Origin of the sequence: Burkholderia sp. Bmkn7, assembly GCF_041103175.1 — a bacterium.
In the GTDB taxonomy this organism is placed as follows: domain Bacteria; phylum Pseudomonadota; class Gammaproteobacteria; order Burkholderiales; family Burkholderiaceae; genus Burkholderia; species Burkholderia cepacia.
In genome coordinates this window covers 3,159,331-3,172,429 of record NZ_JBGCUH010000002.1, presented here as the reverse complement: position 1 = coordinate 3,172,429, position 13,099 = coordinate 3,159,331, and the positions used below count along the sequence as shown (strand labels likewise).

The 13,099-nt window shown below is 67.6% G+C and carries 12 protein-coding genes; 8 read left to right on the top strand and 4 right to left on the bottom strand.

Annotated features, from left to right (window positions below; translation table 11 throughout):
- Positions 1-9 precede the first annotated feature (9 nt).
- Complete coding sequence (locus AB3K92_RS20110) at positions 10-1,515, top strand: aldehyde dehydrogenase family protein (RefSeq protein WP_059649734.1); 1,506 nt, start codon at positions 10-12, stop codon at positions 1,513-1,515.
- Positions 1,516-1,796: 281 nt separating this feature from the next.
- Here the strand turns inward: AB3K92_RS20110 and AB3K92_RS20105 are convergent, their stop codons facing one another.
- Entirely contained in the window at positions 1,797-2,240 is a 444-nt protein-coding gene (locus AB3K92_RS20105) for a DMT family transporter (RefSeq protein WP_059489488.1), read from the bottom strand.
- Positions 2,241-2,361: 121 nt separating this feature from the next.
- Here AB3K92_RS20105 and AB3K92_RS20100 point away from each other — a divergent pair, with 121 nt between their 5' ends.
- Positions 2,362-3,261 (top strand): LysR family transcriptional regulator, encoded by a 900-nt coding sequence (locus tag AB3K92_RS20100; protein WP_369465686.1) that lies wholly within the window; start codon positions 2,362-2,364, stop codon positions 3,259-3,261.
- Positions 3,262-3,346: 85 nt separating this feature from the next.
- On the opposite strand, the gene AB3K92_RS20095 is transcribed toward AB3K92_RS20100, so the two are convergent.
- Positions 3,347-4,930, bottom strand: coding sequence for an isocitrate lyase (locus tag AB3K92_RS20095; RefSeq protein WP_021161457.1), 1,584 nt, complete (start codon positions 4,928-4,930; stop codon positions 3,347-3,349).
- A 611-nt stretch (positions 4,931-5,541) separates the two neighbouring features.
- Here AB3K92_RS20095 and AB3K92_RS20090 point away from each other — a divergent pair.
- From AB3K92_RS20090 to AB3K92_RS20065, 6 genes are all read left to right on the top strand, one after another.
- Complete coding sequence (locus AB3K92_RS20090) at positions 5,542-6,495, top strand: choline ABC transporter substrate-binding protein (RefSeq protein WP_021161455.1); 954 nt, start codon at positions 5,542-5,544, stop codon at positions 6,493-6,495.
- A gap of 79 nt (positions 6,496-6,574) precedes the next feature.
- Positions 6,575-7,504 carry a 3-keto-5-aminohexanoate cleavage protein gene (locus AB3K92_RS20085; protein ID WP_369465685.1) on the top strand — a complete coding sequence of 310 codons (930 nt, stop codon included), beginning with the start codon at positions 6,575-6,577 and terminating at the stop codon, positions 7,502-7,504.
- Positions 7,505-7,591: 87 nt separating this feature from the next.
- Complete coding sequence (locus tag AB3K92_RS20080; RefSeq protein ID WP_021161453.1) at positions 7,592-8,557, top strand: L-carnitine dehydrogenase; 966 nt, start codon at positions 7,592-7,594, stop codon at positions 8,555-8,557.
- Positions 8,558-8,578: 21 nt separating this feature from the next.
- The gene (locus AB3K92_RS20075; protein ID WP_021161452.1) at positions 8,579-9,067 is read left to right on the top strand and encodes a thioesterase family protein; all 489 of its coding nucleotides are present in this window, start codon (positions 8,579-8,581) and stop codon (positions 9,065-9,067) included.
- A gap of 33 nt (positions 9,068-9,100) precedes the next feature.
- Positions 9,101-10,057: an alpha/beta hydrolase gene (locus AB3K92_RS20070; RefSeq protein ID WP_059649713.1), complete on the top strand. Its 957-nt coding sequence runs from the start codon at positions 9,101-9,103 to the stop codon at positions 10,055-10,057.
- Between the two features lie 22 nt (positions 10,058-10,079).
- Positions 10,080-11,276, top strand: a complete 1,197-nt coding sequence (locus AB3K92_RS20065) for a TauD/TfdA family dioxygenase (protein ID WP_059489482.1) — start codon at positions 10,080-10,082, stop codon at positions 11,274-11,276.
- A gap of 200 nt (positions 11,277-11,476) precedes the next feature.
- On the opposite strand, the gene AB3K92_RS20060 is transcribed toward AB3K92_RS20065, so the two are convergent.
- Both AB3K92_RS20060 and AB3K92_RS20055 read right to left on the bottom strand, forming a co-directional pair.
- Positions 11,477-11,776, bottom strand: coding sequence for a DUF4148 domain-containing protein (locus tag AB3K92_RS20060; protein ID WP_021161448.1), 300 nt, complete (start codon positions 11,774-11,776; stop codon positions 11,477-11,479).
- A gap of 214 nt (positions 11,777-11,990) precedes the next feature.
- Positions 11,991-12,977, bottom strand: coding sequence for an oxidoreductase (locus tag AB3K92_RS20055; RefSeq protein ID WP_369465684.1), 987 nt, complete (start codon positions 12,975-12,977; stop codon positions 11,991-11,993).
- Positions 12,978-13,099 lie beyond the last annotated feature (122 nt).

Sequence of the window (13,099 nt, the reverse complement as noted above, 5' to 3'; positions counted from 1 at the left end):
AAAACGAAGATGGAGACGAACCAGAACTTTCCGCTGCTCGACGCCACACGCGCGTTTCTCGCGAAGCCGAAGAAGATGCTGATCGGCGCCGAGTGGACCGACGCTGCGTCGGGCCGCCGGCTCGACGTCGTGAATCCGGCCGACGGCACCGTGCTCGCGCGCGTGCCCGAGGCGGACGAGCACGACGTGCAACAGGCCGTCGCCGCCGCGCGGCGCGCATTCGATGCGGGGCCGTGGCGCACCGCGAAGACCACCGACCGCGAGCGTCTGCTGCTGGCGCTCGCCGACCTGATCGACGCGAATGCGCGCGAGCTGGCCGAGATCGAGTCGCTCGACAACGGCAAGCCCGTGATGGTGGCGCAGGGGCTCGATGTCGCGATGGCTGCGCAGTGCTTCCGCTACATGGCCGGCTGGGCGACGAAGATCGAAGGCAGCGTGATCGACGCGGGCATGCCGTACATGCCCGACAGCGAGATCTTCACCTACACGCGCAAGGAACCGGTCGGTGTGGTCGGCGCGATCATTCCGTGGAATTTCCCGTTGCTGATGGCGGCGTGGAAGCTCGCGCCCGCGCTGGCCACGGGCTGCACCGTGGTGTTGAAACCCGCGGAAGATACGCCGCTGAGTGCGTTGCGCCTGGGCGAGCTGATCCAGGCGGCCGGTTTCCCGGACGGCGTCGTCAATATCGTCACCGGCTACGGTCATACGGCCGGCGCCGCGCTGTCGCGCGATCCGCGCATCGACAAGATCGCGTTCACGGGCTCGACGCAGACGGGCAAGACGATCGGCCACGCGGCGCTCGACAACATGACGCGGATGTCGCTGGAACTCGGCGGCAAGTCGCCGGTGATCGTGCTGCCCGACGTCGATCCGGACAAGGCCGCGCTCGGTGTGGCGAACGCGATTTTCTTCAACCAGGGGCAGGTGTGCACGGCCGGGTCGCGCGCGTACATCCACGCGAAGGTGTTCGACGACGTGATCGGGCGCGTCGCGAAGATCGCCGCGAGCCTGAAGATCGGCCCGGGGATGGATCCGTCGACGCAGATCGGCCCGCTCGTCTCGGCGAAGCAGCGCGAGCGCGTGTGCGGCTATATCGATTCGGGATTCGGCGAAGGCGCACGCGCCGCGGCGGGCGGCCGCGCGATCGACGGCCCGGGCTTCTTCGTCGAGCCGACCGTGCTGGTCGATACGACGCAGGCGATGCGCGTCGTGCGCGAGGAGATCTTCGGGCCGGTGCTCGTCGCGATGCCGTTCGACGACGTCGACACGGCCGTGCAACTCGCCAACGACACGCCGTACGGCCTCGGCGCGAGCATCTGGTCGAACGACCTTTCCGCGATTCACAAGCTGATCCCGCGCATCGCCGCGGGCACGGTGTGGGTCAACTGCCACTCGTTGCTCGACAACGCGATGCCGTTCGGCGGGATGAAGCAGTCGGGTTTCGGCCGCGAACTCGGTCGCGCGGTGATCGACCAGTACACGGAAAGCAAGTCGGTGATGATGAACTACGCATGAGCGTAACGACGGGTGCGTGCGTCGCCGCCACGTCGGCCGCGCACGCATGCCACAGGCGGGCACATCCGGATCGCGGCAACGCGGCCGGGTGCCGGCGGCGGGCTGCGGCCACGCGCCGATCCCGTTCGGCGCAGGCGCGCTCGAACTGAAGCATCCGCTCGATGCGGCACCGGGCGGTGCGCAAGGCCAGCCGGCCGGGTCGGAGCACGACGGGAGCACGACGAAGCACGACATCCGATCGCACGCGCGAACGCAAGAATGTCGCGAACGCCATGAACGCATCACGCACGAACCAGCACCACGCCGAGAATGAGGCACGCCGCACCGGCCAGGCGGATCGGGCTGGCCGAATGCTGCTGGATGCCGAGCACACCGAAATGATCGAATACGAGCGCGCCGGTCATCTGCCCGACGACGATCAGCGCGAGCGTCGTCGCGGCGCCCAGTCGCGGCACCATCAGGATCGCGATGCCGACGAACACCGCGCCGAAGAATCCGCCGGTCCAGCTGAACCACGATCCCGCCTCGGCGACGGTACCGCTCAGGCGAGGGTGCGGGGACAGGAGCGCGACGGCGAGCATCGCGGCCAGGCCGACGAGGTAGCTGACCGACCCGGCCCACCACGGCGAGCCGAGCTGCGCGCGGAGGTTGGCGTTGAGCACCTGCTGCAACGCCACGCTGATGCCGGCGGCGACGGCCAGCAGATACGACAGGAGAGTAGTCACGAAGAGGGCAGCTCCGGCGATGTGGCCGCGACGGCGGTTCCGGCACGGCAGGCTTCCATTCTGGGAAGCGCGGCGGTATAACGCAAATATCAAATCTGGCGCTTGTCCATCTCGTTTCGGCATGCCATCCCTGAGACAAATTCAGTACTTCCTGACCGTGGCCGATCTCGGCGGCTTCACGCCGGCCGCGAGCGCGCTCCACGTCGCGCAGTCGGCGCTGAGCCGGCAGATCGGTCAACTGGAAGACGAACTGGGGTTCCCGCTGTTCGACCGGGAGCCGAGGGGCGTGCGGCTCACGCCGGCCGGCGCGATCTATCGCGATCGCGTCGCGTCGATTCCGGCGACGCTGGCTGCCGCGGCCGAGGAGGGCGCACGGTTGTCGCGCGGTGAAGCGGGTGTATTGCGGCTCCTGCATTCGAGCACCGTTCCCGTCGGCAGCCTGATGCCGGTGCTCGAGCGTTTCATGGGCGCATGCCCGGGTGCGCGGATCGACCTCGACCGCGCGTCGTCCGAGGATCAGGTGCTGGAGATCGCGAACGGCAACGCCGATCTCGGGATCGTCCGTGTGCCGGTGCTGCGCCGCGAGCCGCGCGTGCGTTTCGTCGAGCTCGCGGCCGAGCGCTTGTGCGTGGCGGTGCCGGCCGACCACCCGCTGGCGGGCCGCCGGCGCACCGCGATCTCGCGGCTGCGGCACGAGCCGTTCGTATCGGCCGTGCATCGGGAGCGGGGCGGGCTGGCGCGCGTCGTGATCGACCTTTGCCTGAAACGGGGATTCGTGCCCGCGACCGCCCGGATCGTGTCGCCGAAGACGTCGATGCTGAATCTCGTCGCGGCCGGGCAGGGCGTGGCGATCGTGCCGGAACGGATGGCGAGCCTCGGTATCGACGGAGTCGTTTTCGTGCCGATCTCGGATGACGACGCAAAATCGGCGTGCGCGCTGGTGCTGCCGGTCGAGCCGACGGCGCTGGCGGACGCATTCGTGCGCGTGATCGCAGCGGAAAGCGCACGGCACGATGCCTGAAGGGCACCCCGTGCGTCATCCCGCCGGATAAAAAAACGCCAACCCGTCGAAACGGGCTGGCGTCGTGCTTCCGGTATGGCGACGATCAGAACTGGTTCATCGTGTTGTCCTTGCCTGCCGCCTTCAGCGCTGCTTCGCCGCTGAAGTATTCCTTGTGGTCGTCGCCGATGTCCGAGCCGGACATGTTCTGGTGCTTCACGCAGGCGATACCCTGACGGATTTCCTTGCGCTGCACGCCGGCCACGTAGCCCAGCATGCCCTGGTCGCCGAAGTATTCCTTGGCCAGGTTGTCGGTCGACAGCGCGGCGGTGTGGTACGTCGGCAGCGTGATCAGGTGGTGGAAGATACCTGCTTCGCGCGATGCGTCCGCCTGGAACGTGCGGATCTTCTCGTCGGCCAGCGTGGCCAGTTCCGTCTCGTCGTACTCCACGCTCATCAGCTGCGCACGGTCGTATGCCGACACGTCCTTGCCTGCTGCCTTCATCGCGTCATATGCCTGCTGACGGAAGTTCAGCGTCCAGTTGAACGACGGGCTGTTGTTGTACACCAGCTTCGCATTCGGGATGACCTTGCGGATCTCGCTGACCATGCCGCCGATCTGCGCGATATGCGGTTTTTCGGTTTCGATCCACAGCAGGTCGGCGCCGTTCTGCAGCGACGTGATGCAGTCGAGCACGCAGCGCGCTTCGCCCGTGCCGGCGCGGAACTGGAACAGGTTGCTCGGCAGGCGCTTCGGACGCAGCAGCTTGCCGTCGCGCTTGATGACCACGTCACCGTTGCCCAGCTGGTCGGCCGACAGTTCTTCGCAGTCGAGGAACGCGTTGTACTGGTCGCCCAGGTCGCCCGGCGTGTTGGTCACGGCGATCTGCTTGGTCAGGCCGGCGCCCAGCGAGTCGGTACGGGCCACGATGATGCCGTCGTCCACGCCCAGTTCCAGGAACGCGTAGCGGATCGCGCGGATCTTGGCCAGGAAGTCCTCGTGCGGCACGGTGACCTTGCCGTCCTGGTGGCCGCACTGCTTCTCGTCGGACACCTGGTTTTCGATCTGGATACAGCATGCGCCCGCTTCGATGAACTGCTTGGCCAGCAGGTACGTGGCTTCCGCGTTGCCGAAACCGGCGTCGATGTCGGCGATGATCGGCACGACGTGCGTGACGTGGTTGTCGATCTTGTCCTGGATCGCGGCCTTCGCTGCAGCGTCCTTGGCGGCATCGAGTTCGCGGAACAGGCCGCCCAGTTCACGGGCGTCGGCCTGGCGCAGGAACGTATAGAGCTCGCGAATCAGCGCGCTGACCGAGGTCTTTTCGTGCATCGACTGGTCCGGCAGCGGGCCGAACTCGGAGCGCAGCGCGGCGACCATCCAGCCGGACAGGTACAGGTAGCGGCGTTCGGTGCTGTTGAAGTGCTTCTTGATGGAGATCATCTTCTGCTGGCCGATGAAACCGTGCCAGCAACCCAGCGACTGCGTGTACTTGGACGGATCGGCGTCGTAGGCGGCCATGTCGGCACGCATGATCTTCGCGGTGTACTTGGCGATGTCCAGGCCCGTCTTGAACTTGTTCTGGGCACGCATGCGGGCGGCGTACTCGGGGCTGATCGCATTCCACGCGCTGCCGTGGTTTTCCTTCAAACCGGCAACTGCCTTGATGTCGTCTTGATACTGGGCCATGTCAATCTCCTGGGAGCAAAGCGCGTTTGAGTAACTGGTTGAGCGTGCCCGCCACGTCTGTCGCAGCGAACTGCATGGGATAAATAGTAACGCCGCCCGTTGAGCTTTTGGTGATGTCTTATATAAGACATAAGACATTATTTTTTGTTGTTTTTCAACGGGTTACGTTGCTGTTTTTGCGATGCAAAACAAGTTTTCAAGCGGCGAAAACGCGGCGGCGCGGGAAATCGGCGCGGATTCCGCAATACGAAACGCGCTTTCGGCTGCTGGAGGCCGGGCCAGCTTCACATGCGTCCATGACACCCGTTCGTCGGTGCGGCGTGCGCGTGCCGGGTCGGAAGCCGCACCGGCGCTCCGTTTCGTCCCGGCGGAGCCCCAGGCATCGCGCCGCACGTGGACAAACTGAATTCCCCCGCAATACGCGCAAGAACCCCGTCCAACAAGCCTCTCAAGAAACCTAGTGGTTTCCACTCATAGTCGCAAACAGTCAAGAACAGGTCGCCGCCGGTCTTCTCGCGACCAATATGGCTCGTTACTTTTACTCCCACGATGCAGGTCGGCGCACACCCCGCGCACCGGCTGCCACGAGTCCAACAGGGAGGAACCGAACCATGAAGTCGACGAAGATTGCCGCGCTTGCCGCGGCCGTGCTGGCGACCGGCGCGTTCACGCATGCGGCATGGGCCGAAACGGAGGCCGCGACCTGCCGCACCGTGCGTTTCGCGGATATCGGCTGGACCGACATCACGTCGACCACGGCGCTCGCGTCGACCGTGTTCGAGGCGCTCGGCTACAAGCCGACCACGACGATCGCGTCGGTGCCGATCTCGTTCGCCGGCCTGAAGAGCAAGCAGCTCGACGTGTCGCTCGGCTACTGGTGGCCCGTGCAGCAGAAGCAGCTCCAGCCGTTCCTCGACAGCAAGTCGATCAACGTCGTCGAACCGCCGAACCTGTCCGGCGCGAAGGCGACGCTCGCGGTGCCTAGCTACGAATACCAGGCCGGCCTGAAGACCTTCGAGGACATCGCGAAACACCGTGCTGAACTCGACGGCAAGATCTACGGGATCGAGCCGGGCAGCAGCGCGAACGCGACGATCCAGAAGATGATCGACACGAACCAGTACGGGCTTGGCGGCTTCAAGCTCGTCGAATCGAGCGAGGCCGGGATGCTGGTGACGGTCGAGCGCGCGATCCGCGAGAAGAAGTGGGTCGTGTTCCTCGGGTGGGAACCGCATCCGATGAACATCCAGCTGAGCATGAACTACCTGTCCGGCGGCGACGCGTCGTTCGGCCCGAACTACGGCGAAGCGCGCGTGTACACGCTGACGGCGCCCGACTTCATCGCGCGCTGCCCGAACGCGGGCAAGCTCGTCACGAACCTGCGCTTCTCGACGCAGCTCGAGAACCAGCTGATGCAGTCGGTGATGAACAAGACGAAGCCGGCCGACGCCGCGAAGGCGTACCTGAAGAAGAACCCGCAGGTGCTCGATCCGTGGCTCGCGGGCGTCAAGACGTTCGACGGCAAGGACGGGCTGCCGGCCGTGAAGGCGTATCTCGGCCTGTGACGGCCCGCGCGCCGCCCGCGGCGCGCCCTGACGAAACACCCGCAATGCGACACAACCCGAGTCAAGCGAGGCAACCAGCATGAACCATGAAGTCATCATCACCTGCGCCGTTACCGGCGCGGGCGATACGGTCGGCAAGCATCCGGCGATTCCGGTCACGCCGAAGGAGATCGCGGCCGCCGCGATCGAGGCCGCGAAGGCCGGCGCGACCGTAGCGCACTGCCACGTGCGCGATCCGCAGACGGGGCGCGGCAGCCGCGACCCGAACCTGTACCGCGAAGTGGTCGACCGTATCCGCTCGGCCGATGTCGACGTGATCATCAACCTGACGGCCGGCATGGGCGGCGATCTCGAGATCGGCCCGGGCGAGGACCCGATGCGTTTCGGCAAGGGCACGGATCTCGTCGGCGGCCTCACGCGCCTCGCGCACGTCGAGGAACTGCTGCCCGAAATCTGCACGCTCGACTGCGGCACGCTGAATTTCGGCGACGGCGACTACATCTACGTGTCGACGCCCGCGCAATTGCGCGCCGGCGCGAAGCGCATCCAGGAACTCGGCGTGAAGCCGGAGCTGGAAATCTTCGACACGGGCCATCTGTGGTTCGCGAAGCAGTTGCTGAAGGAGGGGCTGCTCGACGATCCGCCGCTGTTCCAGCTGTGCCTCGGCATTCCCTGGGGCGCGCCGGCCGATACGGGCACGATGAAGGCGATGGTCGACAACCTGCCGCCGGGCGCGCACTGGGCGGGCTTCGGGATCGGCCGCATGCAGATGCCGATGGTCGCGCAGGCGATGCTGCTCGGCGGCCACGTGCGCGTCGGCCTCGAAGACAACATCTGGCTCGATCGCGGCGTGCATGCGACCAACGGCACGCTCGTCGAGCGCGCGCGAGAGATCGTCGAACGGCTCGGCGCCCGGGTGCTGACGCCGGCCGAAGGCCGCCGCAAGCTCGGCTTGCCCGCACGGGGCGAGCGTCCGCTCAAACGCCGGGCGGTCGCCGAGTTCGCGTGAGCGGTTGCGCCGACTGACCGACAAGACGCGGCGGCACGCCCAGCGCGGCCGCCCACCGATTTCCCCTGATTTGAAGGATGCGTTGACATGGCTGTGAAGACCGACATCAAGACGTTCGCCGCCATCGGCACCGGCGTGATCGGCAGCGGATGGATTTCCCGCGCGCTCGCGCACGGTCTCGACGTGGTCGTCTGGGACCCCGCGCCGGGCGCGGAGGAACGGCTGCGCGCGAACGTCGCGAACGCGTGGCCCGCGCTCGAGCGCGTCGGCCTCGCGCCCGGCGCCGATCCCGCGCGGCTGCGTTTCGTGGAGACGATCGAGGCGTGCGTCGCCGATGCCGATTTCATCCAGGAAAGCGCGCCCGAGCGCGAGGCGCTGAAGCTCGAACTGCACGAGCAGATCAGCCGCGCGGCGAAACCCGACGCGATCATCGCGTCGTCGACGTCGGGCCTGCTGCCGACGGATTTCTACGCGCGGGCGACGCATCCGGAGCGCTGCGTGGTCGGCCACCCGTTCAATCCCGTCTACCTGCTGCCGCTCGTCGAGGTGCTCGGCGGCGCGCGCACGTCGCCGGAAGCGGTCGAAGGCGCGATGGAGATCTATCGCAAGCTCGGCATGCGGCCGCTGCACGTGCGCAAGGAAGTGCCGGGCTTCATCGCGGACCGGCTGCTCGAGGCGTTGTGGCGCGAGGCGCTGCACCTCGTCAACGAGGGCGTCGCGACGACCGGCGAGATCGACGACGCGATCCGCTTCGGCGCGGGCATCCGCTGGTCGTTCATGGGCACCTTCCTGACCTACACGCTCGCCGGCGGCGATGCGGGCATGCGACACTTCATGCAGCAATTCGGCCCCGCGCTCGAACTGCCGTGGACGAAGCTGGTCGCGCCCACGCTCACCGATGCGCTGATCGACAGCGTCGTCGAAGGCACGACCGAACAGCAGGGCACGCGCAGCATCAAGGAACTCGAACGCTATCGCGACGAGTGCATCACCGAGGTGCTGAAGTCGATCGCCGCGGTGAAGGCGCGGCACGGGATGCGATTCGAGGACTAAAGCACTAAAGGACTGAAGGCGATGACCGGCGATACCCCGCTGACGATATACCGCGACGTGGTGCGGCCCGAATGGGTCGACTACAACGGCCACCTGCGCGATGCGTTCTACCTGCTGATCTTCAGCTTCGCGACCGATGCGCTGCTGGATCGCATCGGCCTCGACGACGCCGCGCGTCGCGAGCGGGGCCGCTCGGTCTACACGCTCGAAGCGCACGTGAACTACCTGCACGAGATCAAGGAGGGCACGCAGGTGCGTGTCGATGCGCGCGTGCTGGCGCATGACGCGAAGCGGCTGCACCTGTATCTCGAGCTGTTCGCGGACGGGCATGACGACGCGGTATCGGCGAGCGAGCAGATGCTGCTGCACGTCGATACGCGCGACGGCGCGAAATCGGCGCCGTTCGACGACGACGTGGCCGCACGCGTGGCCGGGCTGCATGCGTTGCAGCGCGATTGCGCGGCACCCGCGTATGCGGGCCGCGTGATCGCGCTGCCGCCGCGCCGATAGCGGGCGCGAACCTTCAAGCGCGGAGCGCACACGATGCTCGAACCGGAAATCGCGGCGTTCGTCGCTGCCGTCGACGCGTGGTATCCAGCCGACGCGGCCGAACGCGCGCCCGCCGAGCAGCGCCGCCTCTACGACCGCTTCGCGGCCGAGTGGACGCCGGCTGCGCTGCCGGCCGGCATCGTGCAGCAGGACGCCGTCTGGCAGGCGCCCGACGGCCGCGCGATCGCGCTGCGGCGCTACACGTCCGCGCAGGGTGCGCCGCGCGGCACGGTGCTGTTCTTGCATGGCGGCGGCTTCGTCGTCGGCTCGCTCGACAGTCATGCGCTGATCACCGCGCAACTGGCGGCCGATACGGGGCTCGACGTGATCGCGGTCGACTACCGGCTGGCGCCCGAGCATCGCGCGCCGGCCGCGCTCGAAGATTGCCTGGCCGTCACGCGCGCCGCACGCGACGCGCGCTGGCCGTTCGGGCCGTGCGCGCATCCGCTGACGCTCGCGGGCGACAGCGCGGGCGGCATGCTCGCGGCGGCCGTGGCCACCGCGTTGCGCGATGCGGGCGAAGGCGGTGTCGACGGCATCGCGCTCGTCTATCCGATGCTCGGGTTCGAACCGCAATCGCCGGCGCGCGAAACGGAAGCGCACGCACCGATGCTGACGCTCGACGATGTCCATCGTTATCGCGCGCTGTACTGGAACGGCGACTTGTCCGATGCGCTGGGAGACGGCAATCCGCTGTTGCGCGCGTCGGTGCCGCTCGCGGCGGCGCGTTTCGACGGCCTGCCGCCCGTTCTCGCGATCGGCGCCGAACACGATCCGCTGCGCGACGATGCGCGCGTGTACGTCGAACGGATTCGCGCGGCCGGCGGTGCCGCGCACTACTGGATGGGAGAGGGGCTGGTGCACGGCTGCTGGCGCGCGCTCGGAACGAGCCCGCAGGCGGCGCGGATGCACCGGACGGTCGGCGGGTTTCTGCTCGCACCACACGCGTAGCGGGCGTTTCCGGGAGGCAACGATGCAGGCAGCGCAACACCGTATCGAGGACTGGCGGACGTTTTCGGTCGACGCGACCATTGCGGCGGTCGCGATTGGCGACTCAGCGGTGGACGTCGAGTGGAGCGACACGCGACGATCGCCGTTTCATTTCGACTGGCTGCGCGACAACTGCGCGTGCTCCGCATGCGTGCATGCCGTCACGCGTGAACAGGTGTTCGAGATCGCCGACGCGCGCGAGGATCTCGCCGCGCGCGCGGTGCACATCGAAGCCGACGGCGCGCTGCATGTCGAGTGGAACGACGGACATCGCAGCGCGTGGTCGCCGGGATGGTTGCGCGCGCATGCGTACGACGACGCGTCGCGCGCCGAGCGCCAGGCCGCGCACGGGCGGCACGTGTGGGCCGGCGACGATGCGACGGCCATCGGCGTGTTCGCGTGGCGCGACGTGATGGAGGACGACGGCGCGTTGCTCGCATGGCTCGCCGCGTTGCAGCGCACCGGGCTGACGCTCGTCGAAGGCGTGCCGGCCGAGCGCGGGCGCGTCGACGAGATCGCGCGCCGCGTCGGCCTGATCCGCGAGAGCAATTTCGGTGTGCTGTTCGACGTCGAATCGAAGCCGCGTCCGGACAGCAATGCGTATACGTCGCTGAACCTGCCGCCGCATACCGATCTGCCGACCCGCGAGTTGCAGCCGGGCGTGCAGTTCCTGCATTGCCTGGCGAACGATGCGACCGGCGGCGACAGCGTGTTCCTCGACGGCTTCGCGCTGGCGGATGCGCTGCGGCGCGAGCACCCGGCCGATTTCGAGCAACTCGCGTCGACGCCGTTCGAGTTCTGGAACAAGAGTGCGAACAGCGACTATCGCTGCTCGGCGCCGGTGATCGGTCTCGATGCGCGCGGCAACGTGACCGAGGTGCGCGTCGCGAACTTCCTGCGCGGGCCGCTCGATGCGCCGGCCGGCTCGGTCGCGGCCGTCTATCGCGCGTACCGGCGTTTTCTCGCGCTTGCGCGCGAGCCGCGCTTTCGCGTGCAGCGCCGGCTGCGGGCGGGCGACATGTGGGCGTTCGACAACCGGCGCGTGCTGCATGCGCGCACCGAGTTCGATCCGTCGACCGGCCGCCGGCATCTGCAGGGCTGCTACGTCGATCGTGACGAATTGCTGTCGCGGTGGCGCGTGCTGTCGCGTTCGGCGTCTGCCGCGGCTGCACCGCACTGACGGGCACGCGCGGCTTCATCCTGCCTGCACACCTGCCGCGCAGGATGAAAAAGCGCCCGGACGCAAGGCGCCCGGGCGAAGCCGCCCGCTGCCGGGCGGCGGAGGTATGCGTTTCATAAAAAAGGACGAGCCCCGCAAGGGGGCCCGTCCTGATGTTTCTTCATCGCGCTGCGCGCGGCGCCCGTCGGGGGCGCATCGGCTTACTGGCCGAAGAAGATCGAGTCGCGAGCGTTCGACGACGTTGCGGCCGGGGCGCCCGAGTGGACGGCCGGAGCCGGTTGCGCGCCGTAGCCGCTGGTGTCGGCACCATGAACACGCGCTTCGGCGCTCTGGATGTCGTTCGGGTAGTACGGGCTCGACAGGCCCGGCTTGTAGCCGGCTTGTTCGAGCTGAACCAGTTCGTTCTTCACTTGCGCGCGGGTCACGGTGCTTTGGGCGAATGCGCCGAACGAAGCGGACAGGGCGGCAGCGGCAACGACTGCGGAAACGAGCGATTTCATGATGACCTCCGGTGTTTTATTGAGTTCGCTCTCGACACCATGTCTTAAGCGATTGATCAAATCTTAGTCATCGGAAGGTTCAGGGTAAACGCTGATTTTGACGATAGATTGTTTCCTGGGCAGTAACAGTGGCGCGTCGACTCAGGCTTTCAACGGGCTTTCTTATCGGTTGGTGCAACAAGTATGAAGAATGTTGCAGTGGCCGGCACGCATTTCAGCGCGCCTCGGCCGCCGTGTCGAACGGCCGGCCCGGCGAACGTCCGGCCGGCGCGCCCGAGCTGAGGAAGCGCACGCCCGTCGCGGCTTCCGATGCCTCCCACAGCAACGCCGCCGATCCCACGTCGCGGGCCGCGCGTGGCACGCTCGCGGGCGCCGGCAGCCCGCGCGACTCGAACCAGCCGGACGGCCCGATATACGCGCCGCCCGCGAGATCGGGCGCGGTCGCCGCATGAATCGCGGGCAGTGCCCCCTGGTCGGCCGGCTGCGCGAGATAACGGTTCGCGGCCCGCATCAGCGCCGCACGCGCGGGCGAGCTGTCCATCGCCGGGCCCGCGAACTGCAGGTTGGTTGCCGCGTAGCCCGGGTGCGCGGCCACGCTGATCCCGGCGAACGCCGCGCGCTCGAAACGGCGCTGCAGTTCGATCGCGAACACGAGGTTCGCGAGCTTGCTGACGCAATAGGCGAGATAACGGTTGTAGCGGCGCTCGGCGCGCAGGTCGTCGACGCGGATTCGCCCGCCGCGGTTGAGGCCGCTCGACATCGTCACGACCCGCGGCCGGCGCGCGGCGCGCAGCGCGGGCAGCAGATGGCCGGTCAGCGCGAAATGGCCGAGGTGGTTGGTGCCGAACTGCATCTCGAAGCCGTCGCGCGTATGGCGCAGCGGCAGGAACATCACGCCGGCGTTGTTGCAGAGGATATCGACGCGGCCATGGCGTTCGGCCACATCGGCGGCGAAGCGTGCGATCGAGGCGAGATCGGCGAGGTCGAGCGCGTCGACTTCGACGCGGGCATCGGGATGGAGCCGGCGGATCGCGTCGGCGGCCTGCGCGGCGCGGGCCGCGTCGCGGCAGCCCATCACGACGGTCGCGCCTTTCGCGGCCAGCGTTTCCGCGAGTTGCCAGCCGAGCCCGCTATTGGCACCGGTCACGACCGCGACCTTGCCGCCCTGCGCCGGGACGTGGCGCGCGCTCCATGCATGCATGTCTGCCTCCATCGGCGCGACCGGGTAGCCGCGGCACGTAATCGTTACATCGAGTGGTGTAACGATAGTGCGCGTGGTCGTGGCAGACAAGCAGGGGAATTAGACCGGCGCTTCTAGGGCTT

Bases quoted from the DNA above. Each gene is read 5' to 3' on its own strand.
- AB3K92_RS20110 (WP_059649734.1), top strand. From the start codon at position 10: ATGGAGACGAACCAGAACTTTCCGCTGCTCGACGCCACACGCGCGTTT.
- AB3K92_RS20100 (WP_369465686.1), top strand. From the start codon at position 2,362: ATGCCATCCCTGAGACAAATTCAGTACTTCCTGACCGTGGCCGATCTC.
- AB3K92_RS20095 (WP_021161457.1), bottom strand. From the start codon at position 4,930: ATGGCCCAGTATCAAGACGACATCAAGGCAGTTGCCGGTTTGAAGGAA.
- AB3K92_RS20090 (WP_021161455.1), top strand. From the start codon at position 5,542: ATGAAGTCGACGAAGATTGCCGCGCTTGCCGCGGCCGTGCTGGCGACC.
- AB3K92_RS20085 (WP_369465685.1), top strand. From the start codon at position 6,575: ATGAACCATGAAGTCATCATCACCTGCGCCGTTACCGGCGCGGGCGAT.
- AB3K92_RS20080 (WP_021161453.1), top strand. From the start codon at position 7,592: ATGGCTGTGAAGACCGACATCAAGACGTTCGCCGCCATCGGCACCGGC.
- AB3K92_RS20075 (WP_021161452.1), top strand. From the start codon at position 8,579: ATGACCGGCGATACCCCGCTGACGATATACCGCGACGTGGTGCGGCCC.
- AB3K92_RS20070 (WP_059649713.1), top strand. From the start codon at position 9,101: ATGCTCGAACCGGAAATCGCGGCGTTCGTCGCTGCCGTCGACGCGTGG.
- AB3K92_RS20065 (WP_059489482.1), top strand. From the start codon at position 10,080: ATGCAGGCAGCGCAACACCGTATCGAGGACTGGCGGACGTTTTCGGTC.
- AB3K92_RS20060 (WP_021161448.1), bottom strand. From the start codon at position 11,776: ATGAAATCGCTCGTTTCCGCAGTCGTTGCCGCTGCCGCCCTGTCCGCT.
- AB3K92_RS20055 (WP_369465684.1), bottom strand. From the start codon at position 12,977: ATGCATGCATGGAGCGCGCGCCACGTCCCGGCGCAGGGCGGCAAGGTC.